The organism is Janthinobacterium amylolyticum, from assembly GCF_051380655.1.
GTDB lineage: Bacteria > Pseudomonadota > Gammaproteobacteria > Burkholderiales > Burkholderiaceae_D > Janthinobacterium.
The window spans coordinates 477,618-499,176 of record NZ_JBNYXL010000001.1; the positions used below are offsets into that span (position 1 = coordinate 477,618).

Annotated in this window: 15 protein-coding genes; 9 read left to right on the plus strand and 6 right to left on the minus strand. The window is 65.7% G+C overall.

Annotated features, from left to right (window positions below; translation table 11 throughout):
* Window positions 1–72: 72 nt before the first annotated feature.
* Window positions 73–1,137, minus strand: a complete 1,065-nt coding sequence (locus ACQ4WR_RS02285; protein ID WP_436485036.1) for a GGDEF domain-containing protein — start codon at window positions 1,135–1,137, stop codon at window positions 73–75.
* A 105-nt stretch (window positions 1,138–1,242) separates the two neighbouring features.
* On the opposite strand from ACQ4WR_RS02285, the gene ACQ4WR_RS02290 reads away from it, so the two are divergent.
* From ACQ4WR_RS02290 to ACQ4WR_RS02300, 3 genes are all read left to right on the plus strand, one after another.
* Window positions 1,243–1,458, plus strand: coding sequence for a hypothetical protein (locus tag ACQ4WR_RS02290; protein WP_436485037.1), 216 nt, complete (start codon window positions 1,243–1,245; stop codon window positions 1,456–1,458).
* A 26-nt stretch (window positions 1,459–1,484) separates the two neighbouring features.
* Window positions 1,485–3,110 carry a response regulator gene (locus tag ACQ4WR_RS02295; RefSeq protein WP_436485039.1) on the plus strand — a complete coding sequence of 542 codons (1,626 nt, stop codon included), beginning with the start codon at window positions 1,485–1,487 and terminating at the stop codon, window positions 3,108–3,110.
* Window positions 3,111–3,967: 857 nt separating this feature from the next.
* A complete protein-coding gene (locus ACQ4WR_RS02300; RefSeq protein ID WP_436485040.1) occupies window positions 3,968–4,366 on the plus strand; it encodes a VOC family protein in 399 nt (132 codons plus the stop codon).
* Window positions 4,367–4,419: 53 nt separating this feature from the next.
* Here the strand turns inward: ACQ4WR_RS02300 and ACQ4WR_RS02305 are convergent, their stop codons facing one another.
* From ACQ4WR_RS02305 to ACQ4WR_RS02315, 3 genes are all read right to left on the minus strand, one after another.
* Window positions 4,420–5,058, minus strand: a complete 639-nt coding sequence (locus ACQ4WR_RS02305) for a TetR/AcrR family transcriptional regulator (protein WP_436485042.1) — start codon at window positions 5,056–5,058, stop codon at window positions 4,420–4,422.
* 11 nt (window positions 5,059–5,069) lie between these two features.
* Window positions 5,070–7,496, minus strand: a complete 2,427-nt coding sequence (locus ACQ4WR_RS02310) for a membrane-bound PQQ-dependent dehydrogenase, glucose/quinate/shikimate family (protein ID WP_436485044.1) — start codon at window positions 7,494–7,496, stop codon at window positions 5,070–5,072.
* 501 nt (window positions 7,497–7,997) lie between these two features.
* Complete coding sequence (locus ACQ4WR_RS02315) at window positions 7,998–9,044, minus strand: NAD(P)-dependent alcohol dehydrogenase (protein ID WP_102297384.1); 1,047 nt, start codon at window positions 9,042–9,044, stop codon at window positions 7,998–8,000.
* Window positions 9,045–9,225: 181 nt separating this feature from the next.
* On the opposite strand from ACQ4WR_RS02315, the gene ACQ4WR_RS02320 reads away from it, so the two are divergent.
* From ACQ4WR_RS02320 to ACQ4WR_RS02340, 5 genes are all read left to right on the plus strand, one after another.
* Window positions 9,226–10,164 carry an AraC family transcriptional regulator gene (locus tag ACQ4WR_RS02320; RefSeq protein WP_436485046.1) on the plus strand — a complete coding sequence of 313 codons (939 nt, stop codon included), beginning with the start codon at window positions 9,226–9,228 and terminating at the stop codon, window positions 10,162–10,164.
* A gap of 79 nt (window positions 10,165–10,243) precedes the next feature.
* Entirely contained in the window at window positions 10,244–11,842 is a 1,599-nt protein-coding gene (locus ACQ4WR_RS02325; protein ID WP_436485048.1) for an ABC transporter substrate-binding protein, read from the plus strand.
* Window positions 11,839–12,771 carry an ABC transporter permease gene (locus ACQ4WR_RS02330; protein WP_436485049.1) on the plus strand — a complete coding sequence of 311 codons (933 nt, stop codon included), beginning with the start codon at window positions 11,839–11,841 and terminating at the stop codon, window positions 12,769–12,771. The genes ACQ4WR_RS02325 and ACQ4WR_RS02330 overlap by 4 nt, the downstream gene beginning before the upstream one ends.
* On the plus strand, window positions 12,768–13,559 hold the full coding sequence (locus ACQ4WR_RS02335) for an ABC transporter permease (protein WP_436485050.1): 792 nt from the start codon (window positions 12,768–12,770) through the stop codon (window positions 13,557–13,559). The genes ACQ4WR_RS02330 and ACQ4WR_RS02335 overlap by 4 nt, the downstream gene beginning before the upstream one ends.
* A complete protein-coding gene (locus ACQ4WR_RS02340) occupies window positions 13,556–14,968 on the plus strand; it encodes an ABC transporter ATP-binding protein (RefSeq protein WP_436485052.1) in 1,413 nt (470 codons plus the stop codon). Before ACQ4WR_RS02335 ends, ACQ4WR_RS02340 begins: the two co-directional genes overlap by 4 nt.
* 135 nt (window positions 14,969–15,103) lie before the next feature.
* On the opposite strand, the gene ACQ4WR_RS02345 is transcribed toward ACQ4WR_RS02340, so the two are convergent.
* Window positions 15,104–18,673 (minus strand): hydantoinase B/oxoprolinase family protein, encoded by a 3,570-nt coding sequence (locus tag ACQ4WR_RS02345; protein WP_436485054.1) that lies wholly within the window; start codon window positions 18,671–18,673, stop codon window positions 15,104–15,106.
* 130 nt (window positions 18,674–18,803) lie between these two features.
* Between ACQ4WR_RS02345 and ACQ4WR_RS02350 the strand changes: the two genes are divergently transcribed.
* Window positions 18,804–20,348 carry an NAD(P)H-hydrate dehydratase gene (locus tag ACQ4WR_RS02350; protein ID WP_436485056.1) on the plus strand — a complete coding sequence of 515 codons (1,545 nt, stop codon included), beginning with the start codon at window positions 18,804–18,806 and terminating at the stop codon, window positions 20,346–20,348.
* A 400-nt stretch (window positions 20,349–20,748) separates the two neighbouring features.
* On the opposite strand, the gene ACQ4WR_RS02355 is transcribed toward ACQ4WR_RS02350, so the two are convergent.
* Window positions 20,749–21,522 (minus strand): ABC transporter ATP-binding protein, encoded by a 774-nt coding sequence (locus tag ACQ4WR_RS02355; RefSeq protein ID WP_374755266.1) that lies wholly within the window; start codon window positions 21,520–21,522, stop codon window positions 20,749–20,751.
* Window positions 21,523–21,559: the final 37 nt, after the last annotated feature.

Sequence of the window (21,559 nt, forward strand, 5' to 3'; positions counted from 1 at the left end):
GAAACCGGTAGTTTTTGCCAACTTGCAACAACCAGCGCCAGGCATGCACCAAGCGACCACGCCAGACGGCCGTCAGGCGATCACATAGCGGTTCTTGCCCTGGCGCTTGGCCAAATACAGCGCTTCGTCAGCCAGGCGGTAGCTGTGGCCCAGTTCCTTGCCGCGGTCCAGTTCGGCCACGCCCACGCTGATGGAGACGAAACGCGCGGCCAGGAACGCCTGGCTGACGGCGTCCACCAGAGCGCCCGCAAACGCGCGCACCTCTTCACGATTGCCCGCGTAGACGATGCCGAACTCCTCGCCGCCCAGGCGCCCGCACAGGTGACCGTGCGCCTTGGCAGCGATGACGGCGGCCGTGCGCACCAGCACTTCGTCGCCTGCATCGTGGCCCTGCTGGTCGTTGATGATCTTGAAATCGTCGATATCGATCATCAAAAAGTGCAGCATGCCGCCATGCGGCGCACCATGCATCTGCTGCGCGCGCTGCGTGAACATGCGGCGGTTGTTCAGGCCGGTCAGGCTGTCCTGGTAAGCCAGCCGCGTCAGTTCCTGCCTGGCGTGGTAATTGCGCAGCCGCAATAAGCTGAAGCTGACATTCAGCGCCAGGCCGAACAGCACACTGACGGCGATCATCAGCGGCGCCCACGGCTGGTCGGGCAAGCCCGCGTTGACGGGATACAGGCCATGGCCCACGTTCCACCACACGCCCGCCACCACGGCCAGGTAGCTGAGGCCGCCATTGAAGATGGAAGCGATGGCCAGGGTCATGAAGACGCCGACGGGCAAGACCCAGAAGCTGGCGTGCTCGACAGCATCGGCCATGGTGCGCAAGCCGAAGGTCAGCGCCAGCACGGCGCAGGCGCCCGTGATGGTGAGCACGGGCAAGGTGGTGCAGCGGTAGCGCGCCACCAGGCTGGCCAGCATGCCCAGCAGCGCCAGCACCGCGTGCGTCAGGTTCGGCTCGTAGGGTGGCGGCATCAGTATCCAGGTCAGGCTGTAGGCGATGATGCCCAGCAGCTGCGTGACCATGCCGACGCGGTGCAGCTCCGCGAAATACGTGTGCTGCTGTTCGCTGTTGCCGCCAAATGCGAGGGGAACGGCAACGCGCCGCAGGGAAGAAAGGTCAGGAATGCGCATGACGGGTATCGACACCAGAAAGAAAGAAGCGCCCGGTAAAGCCTTGCGCATGCCTGGCCGCAAGATTACACGGCGTTCAACATTAGTTGTAATTAGGATACTATCATGCAAGTGAACTATCTGCAGGAAAAAGCCGCGCCCGCTGCCGCGACAGGCCTGCCGGTTGTCATGAAATACAACGCCGGCAACCAGCGGAAGCGCCGGCCGCCCTGCCCTGCGTTCGATAGCTTGCATTTTGCTGGCAGTGTCGGGCGGCTTTGCAGTATGCTGATAAAAAATAGTACTAGCAGGCACATATATAAGAAGAGTTCCCGCAAATGACCGAACAGATGAACGAGAGCTGAACAATGCCAGAACATAGCGACTTATCTGTCCTGATCGTCGACCCGAACCCCAGCATGCGGGGCAATCTGCACAATATGCTGAACCAGGCGGCCATCACCAAGGTGGAATACGCAGTCAATTCCGGCACGGCCATCCGCCTGCTGACAAAGAAACCGTTCGACATCATCCTGTGCGAATACGATCTTGGTAGTGGCACGGACGGCCAGGACGGCCAGCAATTGCTGGAAGACTTGCGCCATCATAAGCTGATCGGCCTGTGGACGATCTTCATCATGCTGACCTCCGAAGCCATCCACAGCAAGGTGATCAGCGCGGCCGAGCTGACGCCGTCCGACTACATATTAAAACCGTTTACCGTCGATGTGCTGAGCGGGCGCATCGAACGCGCCATCGAGCGCCGCGCCCTCTTCCTGCCCACCTACCAGCTGATCGACAAGGGCGACTTGCGCGAAGCCGTGAAAAGCTGCCGCGCGGCGGAACTGCAGCACCCGCGCCTGGCGGCCGATTTCGCCCGCCTGCGCGCCGAACTGCACCTGACCCTGGGCGAGTGGAAGGAATCGGAACAGATCTACGCCGACACGCTGGCCACGCGCCCCATGGCCTGGGCACACCTGGGACTGGCGCGCACGCTGTTCGAACAGCAGCGCCACGAAGATGCGCAGGACGCGCTGCTGGAACTGGTGGAAGTCAATCCCCGCTTCATGGCCGCCTACGACCTGCTGGCGAAGAACCATGAAGCCATGGGCCAGCAGATGCAGGCAAAGAAAATCCTCGAAGACGCGGTGGCCATCTCGCCGCACATGGTGCGCCGCCTGCGCCACCTGGGCGGCATCGCTTTCGACACGGGCGACATCGGCGCAGCCGAACGGGCCTACAAGCAGGTGGTGACGAAGGCGAAGTACTCGGAATTCCGCGACCCGGAAGACCATGTCAACCTGGTCAAAACGCTGGTAAAAAAAGGTGACGCGCCGCAGGCGAGCGGCGTGCTGCGCGACATGGAACGTTCGCTGCGCGGCGGCGCCAACGTCGAAGCGTGCCGCGCCATCTCGGCCGCCATGCTGCATGAATTGTCGGGCAACGACATCGCCGCCGCCAGCGAGCTGCAGCTGGCCGCCGCCGCCCTCGACGGCGCGCGCGGCCTGTCGACGCAGCTGAAGGTGGGCCTGGTGCAGAGCTGCCTGAAGAACAACCTGGAGCAGGCCGCGTCCGACGTGATGATGAAACTCGTCAACGAGGCGGACAGCGAAGTGACGATGGAAGCGGCCGTGGACGTGTTCGAGAAAGCCGGCCGCCACGACCTGGCGCAAGGCATGGGCCAGCAGATCAAGAACCAGGTGCAGGAACTCATGCAGGACGCGGCCAGCAAGTCGGAAAGCGGAGAGCTCAAGGGAGCGGTATTCGTGCTGCGCCAGGCCCTGCGCAAAACGCCGGGCAACCTGCCCGTGCTGTTCGCCTCCGTCGACGCCATCCTGCGCCAGCTCAACATGCTGGGCTGGGAAGCCCCGCTGGCCGAACAGGCGCAGCACCAGATGCAAGTGATCCGCAAGATCGACCCCAAGCATCCGAAGCTGGAATCGCTGAAGCAGCAGTATGCGGCCACGCAGCACAAGTATGGTATTGCGACTTGAGTCTTGCCGGCGCCGGACCTTGGGAAGCGTGACGCCCGCGAAGCCCTCTTCCTTGGCCAGAAAGTAATAGTATTGTGGACTGGACCATGCCGAGAAATGATATCGGCCAAAGCAGTCACGTAGGTCGGATTAGCGGAGCGTAATCCGACACCATTGTTATCCCTGCAGCGTCGGATTACGCGGCGTTCCGCCACTAATCCGACCTACGCGCCGTGGCTCTGGTGGTCCATCGATTGGTACTCGGCGTCCTCAACAGGCCAACAGCAGCGAGTCAAGTAGGTCGGATTAGCGAAGTGTAATCCGACACCATTGTTGGCACTGCAGCGTCGGATTACGTGGCGTGCCGCCGCTAATCCGACCTGCGCGCTAAGCGCTATGGCTCTGGTGATCCATCGATTGATTCTCGGCGTCCTCGAGAGCCCAACAGCAGCCAGTCACGTAGGTCGGATTAGCGAAGCGTAATCCGACACCATTGTTGGCCCAGCAGCGTCGGATTACGTGGCGTTCCGCCGCTAATCCGACCTACGCGCTAAGCGCTATGGCTCTGGTGGTCCATCGATTGATTTTCGACATCCTCGAGAGGCCAACAGCAGCCAGTCACGTAGGTCGGATTAGCGAAGCGTAATCCGACACCATTGTTGGCCCAGCAGCGTCGGATTACGTGGCGTTCCGCCCCCCTCCCACAATTATCCAGGCGCATTCGGCCCACCGTTCCGCACGTAAAAACATGGACGCAGCGATCGCCGCAGGGCCACCGGGCGCGAGGCCAGTTGACCGCAGAAGCGCAAACTTGCGCTGACAGCCACTGTCAAATGATTTACAGTCTCAATGCCCATCACCTAGCCCAGGGAGACGCCATGAAAGAACAGATCATCCTCAACCTGCCCGTGAAGGACCTGGACAAATCCAGGACCTTCTTTTCCGCTCTGGGTTTCACCTTCGATCCCCGCTTCAGCGGCGAGAACGCGGCGTTCATGCACATCGCCGGCGACACCATCCAGGCCATGCTGACGACCGAAGCCTTCTTCCAGTCGCTGATCGACAAGCCCGTCGCGAATGCCAGGGAAAGCAATGAAGTCGTCATTTGCCTGAGTTGCGAAAGCCGGGAAGAAGTGGACAGCCTGATCGCCAGGGCCGTTGCCGCCGGTGGCCGCACGCCGCATCCGCCCGAGGACCATGGTTTCATGTATGACCAGGGCTTCGAGGATATCGATGGCCACCTGTGGAATTTGGTGTGGACGGCGCCGGAAGACTGAAGGGACGAGCAAATTCTCTTGCTCTTTTGACTGGCATTGGCGGAGCAGTCGGATTACGCGCTGCGCGCCACGCGCGCCACCACCAATTCAATCAGCTCCACAATCAATGCCCGGAACGTGGCCGCATTGCCGCCCTGCCCCAGCATCACGGTGCGCGTGGTCAGGTGCGAAAAGACGGCGTCGAACAAAATCTGCGGCAGGTTGGAAAACGCGGTATCGGGGGCGATGCGGCCTTGCGCGCGCTGCTGTTCCAGCAGGCGCAGGATCAGCGCGTGCCACACTTGCGGGCCGTGTTCGTACCAGGTCTGGCCCACGGCCGGCACGGCGGCCGCGCCCGTGACGACGAGACGATAGAAATCCACGTGGCGGGGGCTGGTGACGACTGCCACCAGTTCATCGAGGATCAGCTGCAAGCCCTGTTCCAGGCCAGCCTCCGAAGTATCGAGCTGGCGCAGGGCGATGATGAAATCGGCGCACAGGTATTCGACCACCGCCACCAGCAGCTCCTGCTTGCTGCCAAAGTAGCGGTAGGCGGTGGCTTTCGAGCCGCCCGCCTCGGCCACGATGGCATCCATGCTGACGCCATCGTAGCCGGAGTCAAGAAAGAGTTTGGATGCCGCCACCAGCAGCTTGCGGCGCCGCTCCTCGCTTCGGGTACTGGGGGAAGCGGGAACGGTGCGCAACTGGGGCATGAAGCAAACTCTTACTGTGTCTTGGGAAGCGCGTATGCTATCACGTAATCCCCACGGTCCGGGCTCTGGCGGGCACCACCCGCGACCACCACCACGTACTGGCGCCCCGATGTGGGCGAGACATACGTCATCGGCGTGCCTTGCGAGCCGACTGGCATGCGCGCCTTCCACACTTCACGGCCGGTGGCGATATCCATGGCGCGCAGATAGTAATCCTGCGTGCCCGCATAAAATACCAGGCCTGACGCCGTGCTGACGCCGCCACCCAGGGTCGGCATGCCCAGCGGGATCGGCAGGCTCGCGCGCACGCCGTTGATGACGGCATCTTGCACCGTCCCGGCCGGACGCTCCCACACCTTCTTCTGCGTTTTCAAGTCGATGGCGGCGAACACGCCCCATGGCGGACTTTGACAGGGAATGCCCAGCGGCGAATTGAACGCCTTGTGGTCGATGACGAACGGCGTGCCATCCATCGGATAGGTGCTGCCCACGCCGTGGCCCGAGGTCAGCTTGGCCACGTCGACCGTTTCGCGCGGCACCAGCTTGACCACTTGCGGCATGCGGATATCGTTGACGAACATATAGCCATTGCTTTCATCGACGGCCGCGCCACCCCAGTTGAAGCCACCATAGTAACCAGGGTAGATCAGGGTTTCGCGGGTAGCAGGCGCCGTGAACTCGCCCTGGTAATTGAGCTTGCGGAAGCGGATGCGGCAGGCCAGCTGGTCGAAGAATGTGGCGCCCCACATGTCGCGCTCCGTGAGCGTTTGCGCGCCGAAGGCCGGCATGCCGGTGGAGTATGGCTGCGTTTTGGCCACCCAGTCGCCGGCCGCATGCTCCTGCGGCACGGGTTTTTCCACCACTTCGGCGATCGGCGTGCCCGTGCGGCGGTCCAGCATGAAGATCTGGCCACGCTTGGTCAGCTGCACCAGCGCCGGCGTCTTGCCGCCCTTGCCATCCGGGACGTCGTACAGGGCCGGCTGCGCGGCCACGTCGTAATCCCAGATATCGTGGTGGACGGTCTGGAAGGTCCAGCGTTCGCGGCCCGTGGCCATGTCGAGGGCGACGATGGCCGATGAATACTTTTCCGTCAGCGGCGGACGCTTGCCACCCCAGAAATCGGGCTGCTCATTCCCCAGCGGCAGGTAGACCAGGCCCAGTTCATTGTCAACGGCAGGCGTGGACCACATGTTCGGCGTGCTGCGCGTGTACGTCTGCCCTTCCGGCGGCAGCTTGGTGATGGCCGGGTTGCCGAGGTCCCAGGCCCATACCAGTGCGCCCGTGTCGGCGCTGTAGGCGCGCACGACGCCGGACGGCTCGTCGATGGAGCGGCCGTCAAAGACCCAGCCGCCCAGGATGATCAGGTTGCGCACGATGGTCGGCGCCGACGTGTAGGCGTAGTACGGCACGTTGACGCGCACCTTGCCCAGGCCCGTCATCAGGTCGACGGAACCCTTGTCGCCAAAACCTTCGCACAGATTGCCCGTCTGCGCATCGATCTGGATCAGGCGCGCATCCATGGTCACTTGCACGATGCGCTTGGCGCACGCGCCGGCCTGCGGTGCGCTGGCCGTCTGCATGCCCTCAAAACGGAACGGTTTATCAACCTTGGCCGGCTCGTAATAGCCGACACCGCGGCAACGGTTCCACGTCTTGGTATTGGCTGGCCGCGAATCGTAGCTCCAGCGCTCCTTGCCCGTATCCGCATCGAGCGCGATGACCTTGCTCGTTGGCGTGCACGTATAGACAGTGTCGCCGATCTGCAGCGGCGTATTCTGGGACTCGGACGCGCCTTCGGCCAATTCGCCCATGCGGTAGCTCCATGCCACCTGCAGCTGGCCGACGTTCTGCCTGTCGATCTGCGTGAACGGCGCGAAGCGCGTGCCTGCCAGCCCATTCGCATAATGCGCCCAGTTGGCGCTGCCGTCATTGGCCAGCCCCACGGCATCCTGCTGCGGCTGCACGGTGGCCTCCAGCACGCCGTGCGGCTTGAACATGGAGGCAAAACCGGCCACCAGCAGCACGGCGAACAAGGCGGCGAAACCGCGCGACTGGCCTGAGTGCGCGCGGCCGGCCAGCCACGGATGCACGAGGGCGGCGACCAGGCCGATGACAAGGAACGGTGCCAGGCGCGGCACCATGGGCCAGAACGCAAAGCCGATCTCCCACACGGCCCACAGCAAGGTGGCGACGACCAGCGCAGCGACGATGGCGCTGGCCAGCGGTTTGCGGCGCAGATACAGCACGCCGGCGAGGGTCAGGCCGAGACCGGCCAGCAGGTAATACCAGGAACCACCGAGGGTGATCAGTTCCATGCCGCCGGCCGCCAGGGCCAGCCCCGAAAACCCGAGAAAAACGCCAAAAACGGCCAGCGCCACGCGCTTGCCCCTGGAGTCCGGCGGGATCGCCGCCGCTCCATTTTTTGTTGAAATGTCCATTTTTTATCCAAGACGCCTCCCCTGCCCAGGCAAACACGTCGGGGATGGCTGATTTTTAGAACTACGTATTGAAACTGTACTGTACGGTTTCATTTTATGCCGATTTTTGACGCAAGGAAAGAAAAATTGATCAGGGAGCTTGATTTTTGGTGGGGATGGGTGTTTTGGTGGGCTTGTCGGATTACGCGCTTGCGCGCTAATCCGACCTACCGGCCTGCCTGACTTGGCTTGGTTTAATGCGCAAAATCCGCACCCAAAGAAAAATGCCGGGGTCGGACTCTCAGGGTCCGACCCCAGTCCTTGGCGGGGTTGAGTGCGTAGGTTGGATTAGCGCAAAGCGCGTAATCCAACCAACACAGGTCGGCCGATATTACCCGGTGTTGCCTTTAAAGCATACCGGTCGGAACGCTCGAAAAATGCCCGGGGCCAGGCGCCGCCTCGAAGGCAATACGAATAGTACGGCGAGACGCGGCGACAACGCCCCGGGCTTTTTCTCGAACGTTACAAGGAGGCCATGTCGATCACGAAGCGGTACCGCACGTCGCTCTTGACGACGCGCTCGAACGCCTCGTTGATATCCTGGATGCGGATGATCTCGATGTCGGACACGATATTGTGCTTGCCGCAGAAATCCAGCATTTCCTGGGTTTCCTTGATCGAGCCGATCATCGAGCCGGACAGGCTGCGGCGCGCGCCGACCAGGCCGAAGGCGCTCACGGGCGGCACGGCGCCGTCCGGGATGCCGACGATGACCATGTTGCCGTCCACTTTCAGCAGGTTGATGTACTGGTTCCAGTCGATGGCTGCGCCCACCGTGCAGATGATCAGGTCAAACGTACCTGCCAGCTTGGTGAACGTTTCCGCGTCGTTGGTGGCGTAGTAGTGGTCGGCGCCCAGGCGCAGGCCGTCTTCGCGCTTCGACAGGGTCTGGCTCAGCACCGTCACTTCCGCGCCCATGGCGTGGGCGATTTTCACGCCCATGTGGCCCAGGCCGCCCATGCCCAGGATCGCCACCTGCTTGCCGGGGCCGGCTTTCCAGTGGTTCAGCGGCGAGTACAGGGTGATGCCGGCGCACAGCAGCGGCGCGGCGGCGTCCAATGGCAGGTTGTCGGGGATCGACAGCACATAGCCTTCCTTGACCACGATGCTGTCCGAGTAGCCGCCCTGCGTGGCCGTCTTGCCGTCCGCTTCCAGCCCGTTGTAGGTCTGGATCAGGCCTGGCATGTACTGTTCCAGGTCGACGTTGCGCGTTTTGCACGTGGTGCACGAATCGACGAAGCAGCCCACGCCCACGTGGTCGCCCACCTTGAACTTGGTGACGTCGGCGCCGACGGCGGTGACGACGCCGGCGATTTCATGGCCGGGCACCATCGGGAAGGCGGAGCCGCCCCATTCATCGCGCGCCTGGTGGATATCGGAATGGCACACGCCACAGTATTTGATCGAGATGGCCACGTCGTCGGCGCGCGGGGCGCGGCGCTCGAACGAGAATGGCTGCAGTGCGGAAGTCGGGCCCAGTGCGGCATAGCCTTTGGCGATGGTGGTCATGAAAACTCCTATGTTTATCTATGTATGTGACAGGCGGAGACGCGTGCCGTGCATGCGAAGGCACCAGTGTGCGGCAAATGCGCCGCGCGCGTTACCGCGATCCTGCAAGACCTTTGCACGATCCTCCAAATCTGCGTAAGATCATCCCCTGCCCTTCCTCGCCTGATGCATACTCGCCCACATGTCTACCCTGTCCATACAGATTCCCCCGCAAGATGAAATCGCCGCCCTGATCAGCCGCCACGCGCCGCGCAATGGCGACTACGCGACGGCCATCGGCAACCTGACCTTCCACCGCCAGTCCTCGGTCACGGAATCGCTGTTCCACGCGGCGCGTCCCAGCGTGGCGCTGATCGCGCAAGGCGGCAAGCAAGTCACCCTGGGCAGCGACACTTTCCACTACAGCCGCATGCAGTATCTGCTGACCTCCGTCGACCTGCCGGTGCAGGTGCGCGTGGTGGAAGCGAGCGTCGAGGCGCCGCACCTGTGCGTGGTGCTGGGCATCGACATCGCCGACGTGGCCGCGCTGCTCGACAGCGAAAGCGCCGGCGCGGCGCAGCAGCAGCCCATCCCCGCCACGCGCGGCATTTCCGTCAGCGACGTGTCGCCCGAGCTGCTCGACGCCATGCTGCGCCTGGTGCGCCTGCTGGACCAGCCCGGCGACATCGCCACCCTGGCGCCCCTGATCCGCCGCGAACTGACCTACCGCCTGCTGAATGGCCCCGTCGGCGCGCGCCTGCGCCACATGGCGCTGGCCAGCAGCCAGTCGCACCAGGTCAAGCAAGCCATCGACTGGATCAAGGTGCACTACGCACAGCCTCTGCGCATCGAGCACCTGGCCGGCATGGCGAACATGAGCATGTCGTCGCTGCACCATCACTTCAAGGCGATTACGGCCATGACGCCGATGCAGTACCAGAAGCTGCTGCGCTTGCAGGAAGCGCGGCGTTTGATGCTGGTCGAGCAGATCGACGCGGGTACGGCCGGCTACCGCGTCGGCTACGCCAGCGAATCGCAGTTCAGCCGCGAATACAGCCGCCAGTTCGGCCGCGCGCCCATGCGCGACGTGGGACAGGTGCGCGCCCAGCTCAGCGGCACGACGGCCTACGCCACGCCGTGATCCGCCTGACTTGCTGCAGCGGCGCGGCGTGCATTAGAATCTGCCCTCCCCACACTGGATACTGCATGAACCTGGCTCCATGACCGACTCCTGCGCCACCGGCAGACGCAAGCTGCTGCGCCGCCTGCCAGGCTTGCTGGCCATCGGCATCGTGCCGGTCCACGCGCATGACGGTCCCGCCAGCGAGCATGCGCCTAGCGCCCCCGCCAGCCGCGATACCCTGACCGTCGTCGGACCGTGGGAGCTGACAGGGTTGGAGCCGTCGCGCGGCGGCTACATGTTTACCCGCATGGAAGTGGCGCAAACCCTGCTCGATGCGGACGACCAGGGCCGTTTGCTGCCGGCGCTGGCCAGCGACTGGGAAGTGTCGAAGGATGGCCTGGTGTGGCGCTTCTTCATCGCCCAGGGCAAGCTGTTCCACGATGGCACGCCGCTGACGGCAGGCACGGTGCTCGTTTCGCTGCAGCGCGCGCTGGCCGCGCCAGGCGTGCTGCGCCTGGCGCGCATCCGCGGCATGACGGTGGCGCGCGGCGCCATTGTCGTGACCCTGGCGCAGCCCTATGCACCGCTGCCCTATTTGTTCACGCATGCGGGCACGCAGGTGCTGGCGCCGTCATCGTATGGCGCGGATGGCCGGGTGCTGCGCATCATCGGCAGCGGGCCATACAAGATCACGGCGATCTCGCTGCCGCAGCAGTTCGACGTGGCGTTTTTCGACGGCTGGCGCGGCGAACCGCCCGCCGTGCGCCGCGCGCGCTACATCAGCGTCTCGCGCGCGGAAACGCGTACCCTGATGGTGCAAAGCGGCCAGGCCGACCTGGCCTTTTCGCTGGACCCGCCCAGCATCCGCCGCCTGCTGCGCCAGCCTGCCGTGCAACTGGTGGCCGCGCCGCTGCCGCGCACCACGTTTTTAAAGCTCAACGCCGGCCATCCGCTATTGGCCGACGTGCGCGTGCGGCGCGCCATCAGCCTGGCGCTGGACCGCGACGGCATTGCCCGCGCCCTGCTGCGCGACGCCGACCTGGCCGCCACGCAGCTGTTCCCGCCGGCGATGGCGCTGTGGCATCAAGGTGCCATGGCGCCCCTGCGCAGCGATCCGGCGCAAGCGCGCGCGCTGCTGCGCCAGGCTGGCTATATTCCCGGCGCGGACGGCATCGCGCGGCGCAACGGCCAGCGCCTGGCCTTGACCTTGACCACTTTTGTCGACCGCCCGGAACTGCCGCTGATCGCCACGGCGGTGCAGGAAGAATTGCGCCAGATCGGCATCGCCATCAAGGTGGTGGTGGGCAATTCCAGCGACATTCCCGCCGGCCACCGCAGCGGCGCGCTGGAAATCGGCCTGGTCGCGCGCAATTTCGGCAACCTGCCCGATCCTACCGCCACCCTGGCCGACGACTACGGCGACCAAGGCGGCGACTGGGGCGCGATGGGCTGGCATAGTCCCGCCATCGGCGCGGCCCTGGCGCAGCTGTCCGGCGGCGGCGTGGCGCCTGGAAGCGCCGAAGCGGCCCGCCTGCGCGCGGCCATCGCGGCCGAACTGCAGCAAGGCTTGCCCGTGATTCCCGTCGTCTGGTACCGCCAGACGGTAGCCGTGGCGCGCAGGATCGAAGGCGTCAGCATCGACCCGTTCGAGCGCAGCTACCGGCTCAGCGCCATCGGCTGGAAAGCCGGCGCATGAAAATCCTCCTCAAAGCCTTGCTGCAAGCACTGCTGGTAGCACTGCTGGTGGGCACGCTGTGCTTTTTCATGACGCGCATGCTGCCCGGCGATATCGCCTACCGCATCGCGGCCGGCCGCTATGGCTATGACATGGTCGACGCAGCCGCGGCGCAAGCCGTGCGCGTCGAACTGGGGCTGCACCGCGCGCCGCTGGCCGCGCTGGCCGACTGGTGGGGGCGGCTGCTGCGCTTCGACCTCGGCATCTCGCTGGTGACGGCGCAGCCGGTCATCGATGAAATCCGCATGCAGCTGGGCCAGACCCTGCGATTGTCGCTGTTCGCCGTCGTGCTGTCGCTGCCGCTGGGACCCTTGCCCGGCGTGCTGGCCGGCCTGCGACCGGGCGGCTGGTTCGACAAGGCCAACCTGCTGCTGTCCGTGCTGCTGCGCGCCCTGCCGCCGTTTGTACTGGCGCTGCTGCTGGTGCTGGCCTTTGCCGTGCAGCTGCAGGCGCTGCCCGCCGCCGGCCACGCCGACCATGGCAGCCTGATGCTGCCCGCGCTGACCCTGGCGCTGGGCCTGGCCGCCGTGTCCTCGCGCGTGGCGCGCGACGCCATGGCCGACGTGCGCGCCTCGGCCTACTATGCCTTTGCGCTGACCAAGGGCCTCTCCGCCAGTCAGGCCTTGCTGCGCCATGGCGCGCGCAATGTCGCCACGCCCGTCGTCGCCTACACGGCCGTGCAGCTGGTGTACCTGGTCGAAGGCGTGGTGCTGGTGGAAACCATCTTCGCCTGGCCCGGCATCGGCCACGCGCTGGTGCACGCCATCTTCGCGCGCGACGTGCCGATGATACAGGGCACGGCGCTGGTCCTGGGCCTGCTGTTCGTGCTGTTCAACTGCCTCGTCGACCTGGCCTGCGCGGCGCTCGACCCGCGCGCGAGGCAGGCATGAAAAACCTTGCCGCGTCACAGCGCGCCGGCTGGCTGCTCCTGCTGCTGGTAGGCGCCTTTGCCCTGTTTGGCCCCGCGCTGGTGGGCATCGATCCGGCCCGCCAAACCCTGGCGCGCTTCCTGGAAGCACCGAGCCTGGCGCATCCGCTGGGCCTTGATCACCTGGGCCGCAGCATGCTGGCGCGCCTCGCGCATGGCGCGCAGCTGTCGCTGTCCATGGCCGTACTGAGTGTGTTGAGCGCGGCGATCCCCGGCACGGCCCTGGGATTGCTGGCCGCCTGGCGTGGCGGCTGGACGGACCGCATTCTGGGCGCGCTGGCCGACGCCGTGCTGGCCTTGCCGGGACTATTGCTGGTGCTGCTGCTGGCGGCCTTCGCGCCGGGCCAGTTCTGGCCTTTGTACCTGGGCATTTCGCTGGCCCTGTGGGTCGAATACTTCCGCGTCACGCGCAACGCCGCGGCCATCCTGCTGGCCAGCCCGCAGGTGGAAGCGGCACGCATGCTGGGATTCGGCCCGGCCTATATCGTGCGCCGCCACCTGGCGCCCGTGCTGCTGCCGCGCCTGGCCACCCTGATGCGCTTCGGCTTTGGCGGCGCCGTGCTGGCCATGGCGGCCCTGGGTTTTATCGGCGTCGGCCTGCAGCCGCCGACGGCGGAGCTGGGCGTGATGATGATCGAGCTGCTGCCGTACTACAGCGAAGCGCCGTGGCTGGTGGGCGCCCCCGTGGCGCTGCTGTTTTTCACCATGCTGGGCCTGATGCTGGCCGGACGCGCACGGAGGCTGCCATGAACGGCACTTTGTACCTGGAACTGGACCAGCTGGCCGTCATCGACACGGCCAGCGGTACGCGGCTGGTGAAAGGCGCCAGCGTCGGCGTGGCGGCCGGCGGCGTACTCACCGTGCTGGGCGAAAGCGGCTCGGGCAAATCCCTGCTGGCGCAAGCCATCATGGGCACCCTGGCCACCGGCTTGCGCGCCGAAGGCGGCTTGCGCATCGGCGAATACCGCTTCGATGCGGCCGACCAGCACTCCAGACAGGCGCTATGGGGCCGCGAAGTGGCGCTGCTGCCGCAGGAACCGTGGCTGGCCCTCGATCCCACCATGCGCGTGCGCCAGCAAGTGGCCGAGACACATGAACTGGTGGCGGGCTTGCCGCAAGCCGATGCGCGCGCGGCAGCCCTGCGCGACCTGGCGCAGCTGGACGTGCGGCATGCCGCGCCCCTGTATCCGCACCAGATTTCGGGCGGCATGGCGCAGCGCGTGGCTTTCCTGGCCACGCATGCGGCAGGCGCGCGCCTGCTGATCGTCGACGAACCGACCAAGGGTCTCGATGCCGGCCGGCGCGCCGACATCCTGGCCATGCTGCGCGCCGCGCAGCATGATGGCATGGCCGTGCTGTGCATCACGCACGACGTGTGGCTGGCGCGCGCGCTGGGCGGCGCGGTTGCCGTCATGCTGGACGGTGCCATCATCGAACATGGTGAATCGGCCAGCGTCCTGGCGCAGCCGGCGCACGCCTACACGCGCGCGCTGCTGGCGGCCGATCCTGCCAGCTGGCCTGCGCGCGCGCCGGCAACGACGCCAGACGCCATCGTCGCCACGCTCGACCAGGTGGCCAAGGGCTTTGGTCCGCGCCCCCTGTTTACGGGCGTCAGCGCGCAGATACGCCGTGGAGAAATCGTCGCCATCACGGGCGAGAGCGGCGCCGGCAAGACCACCTTCGGCAATTTGCTGCTGGGCCTATTGCGCCCCGATGCGGGCACGGTGACGCGCGCCGCCGGCTTGCCGCGCACGGCCTTCCAGAAGCTGTACCAGGACCCGGCGGCCGCCTTCGCCCCCATCGCCAGCGTGGAAACGGCGCTGCGCGATGTGGTGAAACTGCATGGCCTGGCCTGGGACAGCGTGCCGCCGCTGCTGGCGCGCTTGCGCCTGGGCGAGCACTTGCTGGCGCGCCTGCCGTCGCAAGTGTCGGGCGGCGAGCTGCAGCGCTTCGCGCTGGCGCGCGTGCTGCTATTGAAACCGGCGCTGATCTTTGCCGACGAACCGACGTCGCGCCTGGACCCCATCACGCAGCAGGAAACCTTGTCGCTGCTGCTGGACACGGCCAGCGCCAGCGGCTGCGCCGTGCTGCTGGTCACGCACGATGCCGACATCGCGCGCGCCGTGGCGCAGCGGCGCATCAATTTGCACGCTGGCTGAAGGGTGCTTGCGTCATTCCGTGCCTCCTTCAACCCAAGGAAAAAAAGGACCGGGGTCTGCGCTAGGGTGAAAATGCCGCTCAGTCGCAGGTCGCATAAGCCGGCCAAAGGAAATGCCGGCGCACGCGCTCGGGCGTCACTGCGCGCCGAAGCCGCCGCCACCGGGCGTCTCGATGACGAACACGTCGCCCGCCTGCATCTGCGTCTTGCCTATGTGCGGCAAGTGCTCGACCGTGCCGTCCGCACGCTCCACAATATTGCGCCCCAGCGCACCGGGCGCGCCGCCATCCATGCCGAACGGTGGAATGATGCGGTTGTTCGACAGGATGGCCGCCGTCATCGGCGCCAGGAAGCGCACCCGGCGCACGCCGCCGTTGCCGCCATGCCAGCGCCCGACGCCGCCGGAACCGGCGCGGATGCGGTAGCTGTCCAGCCGCACGGGAAAGCGCCATTCCAGGACTTCCGGGTCCGTCAGACGCGAATTGGTCATGTTCGTCTGCACCACGTCCGTGCCATCGAAACCGGGACCGGCGCCGGAGCCGCCTGAAATCGTCTCGTAATACTGGTATTTTTCGCTGCCAAACGTGAAATTGTTCATCGTCCCCTGCGACGCGGCCATCGCCCCCAGCGCGCCATACAGGGCATTCGTGATGCAAGTCGAGGTTTCCACGTTGCCCGACACGACCGACGCAGGATACTGCGGGTTGAGCATGGAAGCGGGCGGGATGATCACCGTCAAGGGCTTCAGGCAGCCCGCGTTCAGCGGTATCTCGTCGTCGACCAAAGTGCGGAACACGTACAGCACGGCCGCCATGCAGACGGCCGACGGCGCATTGAAGTTGTTCGGCAACTGGGGCGACGTCCCCGTAAAGTCGATGGTGGCGCTGCGTCCGGCCACGTTGACACGCACGGCTACCTGGATGCGCGCGCCATTGTCGAGATCCAGGGTGTAGCTGCCATCCTTCAGGGTCGTGATGACCCGGCGCACGGCTTCCTCGGCATTGTCCTGCACGTGGCGCATATACGCCTGCACCACGTCCAGGCCGAAATGCGCGACCATGCTATGCAGTTCATCGGCCCCCTTCTGGTTGGCCGCCACCTGCGCGCGCAGGTCGGCCAGGTTCTGCTGCGGATTGCGTGCAGGCCATCGCGCACCGGCCAGCAGCGCCAGGGTTTCACCCTCCGCCAGCTGCCCCGTGGCGCCGTCGACCAGCTTGAAATTGTCGATCAGTACGCCCTCTTCCTCGATATGCGTGGAATCGGGCGGCATCGAACCTGGCGTGGTGCCGCCAATGTCCGCGTGATGGCCGCGCGAACCCACGTAAAACAGGATGGCCTTGCCGTCCGTATCGAAGACGGGCGAGATCACCGTCACGTCGGGCAAATGCGTGCCGCCGTGGTATGGATCGTTGAGCATATACACGTCGCCGGGCCGCATGGCACCGGCATTGCGCGTCATGACGGTGCGGATGCTCTCGCCCATGGAACCCAGGTGCACGGGCATGTGCGGCGCGTTGGCGATCAGATTGCCTTGTGCATCGAAGATGGCGCAGCTGAAGTCCAGCCGTTCCTTGATGTTGACGGAATGGGCCGTATTTTGCAGGCGCAGGCCCATCTGCTCGGCGATCGACATGAACAGATTGTTGAAAATTTCCAGCATCACGGGGTCGGCATTGGTGCCGATGGCGCGGCGCTCGGGCAAGGCCGCCACCCGGCGCAAGATCAAATGGCCATGCGGCGTGACCCCGGCGCGCCAGCCCGGTTCGATGACGGTGGTGGCATTGGCATCGCTGACGATGGCCGGGCCGTCGATGGCGTCGCCGGGCCGCAAACTGTCCGCCGCATACAGGCCGCTGGGCCGCCACGCGCCCGCGCAGTACATGTCCACCGTCTGCACGGGCGCCAGCGCGCCTGCGCGCTGCGCATACGCGGGTGCCGCCGGCTGCGGCGCATCGGAAGCGCCGACGGCTTCCACGGAGATCGCCTCGACGATCAGCGCGCGCGCCGGCATCAGGAAGGAAAAACGCTTCTTGTACGCCGCTTCGAACTGCGCCTGCATGCTGGCGACCGTATCGAACAGCACCACCAGCGGGGAATCCGTGCCTTCGTAGCGCAGGTGCGCGCGCCGCAGCAGCGCAATGCGCTCAGTCGCCACGCCCTGGCGCAGCAAGTCGTTACGCGCCAGTTCGTCCAGCGCGCCGAAATCACCCGCCAGCTCCACGCCCAGCGTCGCTTCGATGGCCCGCTCGCGCATGGCGCTCTGGTCGGCCAGGCCCATGCCGTAAGCCGACATCACGCCCGCCAGACTGTGGATGAACACCGTGCGCATGCCCAGAGCATCGGCCACCAGGCAGGCGTGCTGGCCGCCTGCGCCGCCAAAGCTGGTGAGGGTGTAGGCCGTGACGTCGTGGCCGCGCTGCACGGAAATCTGCTTGATGGCGTTGGCCATGTTCCCCACGGCGATGGCGACATAACCTTCGGCCACCTGCTCCGGCGTGGAGTTCACCGTGCGCGCCAGCGCCTCGAACTGGGCCCGCACCGTGGCGGCATCCAGCGCTTCATTGGCCTGCGGGCCGAAGACGCGGGGGAAGAATGCCGGCTGCAGCTTGCCCAGCATGACATTGCAGTCGGTGACGGCCAGCGGGCCGCCGCGCCGGTAGCTGGCGGGGCCGGGATTCGCGCCCGCGCTGTCCGGCCCCACCCGGTAGCGGGCGCCATCGAAATGCAGGATGGAGCCGCCGCCCGCCGCCACCGTGTGAATGCTCATCATGGGCGCGCGCATGCGCACGCCGGCGATCTGCGTCTCGAACACGCGTTCGAATTCGCCCGAATAATGCGACACGTCCGTCGAGGTGCCGCCCATGTCGAAGCCGATGACTTTATCGAAACCGGCCAGCGCGCTGGCGCGCACCATGCCGACGATGCCGCCGGCGGGACCGGACAGAATGCTGTCCTTGCCCTGAAACGCATGCGCATCCGTCAAGCCGCCGTTCGACTGCATGAATTGCAGCGGCACGCCAGGCAGTTCCCGCGCAAGCTGGTCGACATAGCGGCGCAGAATCGGCGACAGATAGGCGTCGACCACCGTGGTATCGCCGCGCGCCACCAGCTTCATCATCGGGCTGACCTCGTGCGACACGGACACCTGCGTAAAACCGGCTTCGCGCGCCAACTGCGCCACGCGTGCCTCGTGCGCCTGGTGGCGGTAGCCGTGCATCAGCACGACCGCAATGGCGCGCACGCCGCGCGCATGCGCCTGTTCCAGCGCCGTACGCGTGGCAGCTTCATCGAGCGGCGTGACCACCTCGCCATGCGCACCCATGCGCTCATCGACTTCGATCACCTCGCCGTACAGCAGTTCGGGCAACACGATCTGGCGCGCGAACAGCTGCGGGCGGTTCTGGTAGGCGATGCGCAAGGCATCGCGGAAACCACGCGTGATGGCCAGGACAGTGGGCTCGCCCTTGCGTTCGAGCAGCGCGTTGGTGGCGACCGTCGTGCCCATCTTGATGGCGCCCAGCTGGTCCACCGGCAGCGGCATATCGGGCGCAAGCCCCATCAGCTGACGCATGCCGGCCAGGGCCGCATCGCGGTACTGGCCAGGATGCTCCGACAGCAGCTTGTGCGTGGCCAGGCTGCCGTCGGGACGGCGCGCCACGATGTCCGTAAAAGTGCCGCCCCGGTCGATCCAGAATTGCCAATCCATCGCCTTGTCCCCTGTTTAAGTGAGATGGCTATTGTAGCCGCCAAACAGGCGCGCGTTTCAGGCGTGCGCGCCTTGCCTTCCGCACCGATCGGCCTTATGTTGAACACATACCGACAAATGGAACAAACACATGCACCTGACCGACTCCGCACATCCCCTGTATTCCATCGCCGAGCTGCGCGCCATCGAACAGGCGGCGCTGCAAGACCTGCCGCAAGGCTTGCTGATGCAGCGCGCCGGCCAGGCCGCCGCCAGCGCCGCCCTGAAACTGCTGCACCGGCTGGAAGAAGGCGACAGCGCGGGCCACAGCCGGGTGCTGGTGCTTGCGGGCCCAGGCGACAATGGCGGCGACGCGCTGGAAGCGGCCATGCACCTGGCCGGTAGCGGCATCGAAGTGCTGGTGTGGCTGGCGCCCGAGGCGCGCGCCACCTCGCCGGAACGGGAACTGGCCCTGAGCCGTGCCCGCAACAGCGCCGCGCGCTTCATCGACGCCGGTACCAGCATGGCGTCGGCTGCCGTGGGCGCGGCGCCGTGGGACCTGGTGATTGATGGCCTGTTCGGCATCGGCGCTTCGCGGCCGCTCGACGGCGAATGCCGCGAGATGGTCCAGCTGGTAAACAAGCTGGACTGCCCCGTGCTGGCGCTCGACGTGCCCAGCGGCCTGCACGCGGACACGGGCGCCGTCGACGGCGCGGCCATCCGCGCCACGCACACGCTCACCTTCATCGGCGACAAGCCGGGCCTGCACACGGCGAACGGCCGCGATCATGCGGGCGAAGTGGAAGTGGCGGCGCTGGCCATCGATCCAGCCCTGCTGCCCACGGCGAAGGCGCAGCTGAACGGCCTGCACCTGTTCACGCGCCAGCTGCAGCCGCGCCGGCAGAACACGCACAAGGGCAGCTACGGCAGCGTGGCCATCATCGGCGGCGCGCAAGGCATGGCGGGCGCGCCCATCCTGTCGGCCCGCACGGCCCTGCATGCGGGCGCGGGCCGCGTCTTCATCGCCTTTCCCGACACGCCGCCCGCGTTTGACAGCGGCCAGCCGGAGCTGATGTGCCGCCGCGCGCGGGACGTGGATTTCTCGGGCCTGCACTTCGCCGCGCTGGTGGCGGGACCTGGCCTCGGCGGCGACGTCGATACGGTGGAACTGCTGCAGCGGGCGTTTGAAAGTGACAGCCCCCTGCTGCTGGACGCGGATGCGCTGAACCTGATGGCGGCCGAACCGGAACTGCAGTCGGCGCTGGCCGTGCGCACGGGCGCGGGCGCGACGATATTGACGCCGCACCCGCTGGAAGCGGCCCGCCTGCTCGACATGACGGTGGCCGAAGTGCAGGCCGACCGCCTGGGCGCGGCGCGCCAGCTGGCGGCGCAGCTGGGCGTCATCGTCGTCCTGAAAGGCTCGGGCACGGTGATCGCCGCGCAGGATGGCGGCGTGGTGGTCAACAACACGGGCGGCCCTGCCCTGGCCACGGCCGGCACGGGCGACGTGCTGGCAGGCCTGTGCGGCAGCCTGCTGGCGCAAGGCTGGCCCGAATGGGAAGCGGCCATCGGCGCCGTCTGGCTGCACGGCGCGGCGGCAGATGCGCTGGTGGCATCGGGCGCAGGTCCGATCGGCTTGACGGCGGGCGAATTGATACCGGCCATACGCAGGTTGATCAATGCATTGTCGGCGTAGCCGCGCGGTGCGGTTGTGTTGGATTATGCTGCGCTGATCCAAGTTGCGGATGTGGTGCATGATGCGCGGTGGCGTTGGATTACGCTGCGCTAATCCAAACTACGGATGTGGTGAATGAGCGCCGGGTGTGTTGGATTACGCTGCGCTGATCCAAGTCGCGGATGTGGTGAATGATGCGCTGTGGCGTTGGATTACGCTGCGCTAATCCAACCTACGGATATGGTGAATGATCGCCGGGTGTGTTGGATTACGCTGCGCTGATCCAAGTTGCGGATCTGGTGAATGATGCGTGGTGGCGTTGGATTACGCTGCGCTAATCCAACCTACAACCCCGGAAGCCGGGTAGCCGGGTAGGTCGGATTAGCGCGCAAGCGCGTAATCCGACAAGCGCACGCAGCGATTACACCAATCTGCCTGCGGCAATCGTGATGGTCCGCCCGCAGCGCGCGGCGATCGAGCTGTCATGGGTCACCAGCACCAGGGTCGAGCCCCGTTCGCGGTTCAGCTCGAACATCAGCTGGATCACGGCTTCGCCGGTGGCCGCGTCTAGGCTGCCCGTCGGTTCGTCGGCGAACAGCAGCGGCGGTTCCGTGACGAAGGCGCGGGCCAGCGCCACGCGCTGCTGCTCGCCGCCGGACAGGTATTTCGGGTAGTGCTTCAGGCGGCTGCCCAGGTTCACGCGGCCCAGCATGGCTTGCGCCTTTTCCTTCGCAGCGGGGTCGCCGCGCAGTTCCAGCGGCAGCATGACGTTTTCCAGCGCCGTCAGGTGGGCCAGCAGCTGGAAGGACTGGAAGACGAAGCCCAGTTTTTCCTTGCGGAAACCGGCGCGGCCGTCTTCATCGAGGGCGAAGATATCCGTGCCATCGAGGATGACCTTGCCTTCGCTGGGCGTGTCCAGTCCCGCCAGCAAACCGAGCAAGGTGGACTTGCCGGAACCGGAGGCGCCGACGATGGCCAGCGTCTCCGCCGTTTGCACGGTAAAATCGACGCGGTGCAGGATGGTGAGCTCACCATCGGCATCGGGAACACGCTTGGCCAGCTGCACCACTTCGATGGCTGGCCGGGCATTTTGGCTGTTTTGGCTGTTGCTTGCGGCGGGCTGCTGGGCTGCTCGCCGTGCTGCTGGCTCGGACGGGAGGAAATTGGTGGAAGTCGCTTTAGGGAATTCGGGCATGCTGATCTATCTTAAAAAATTTCGTGAACAAATAAGT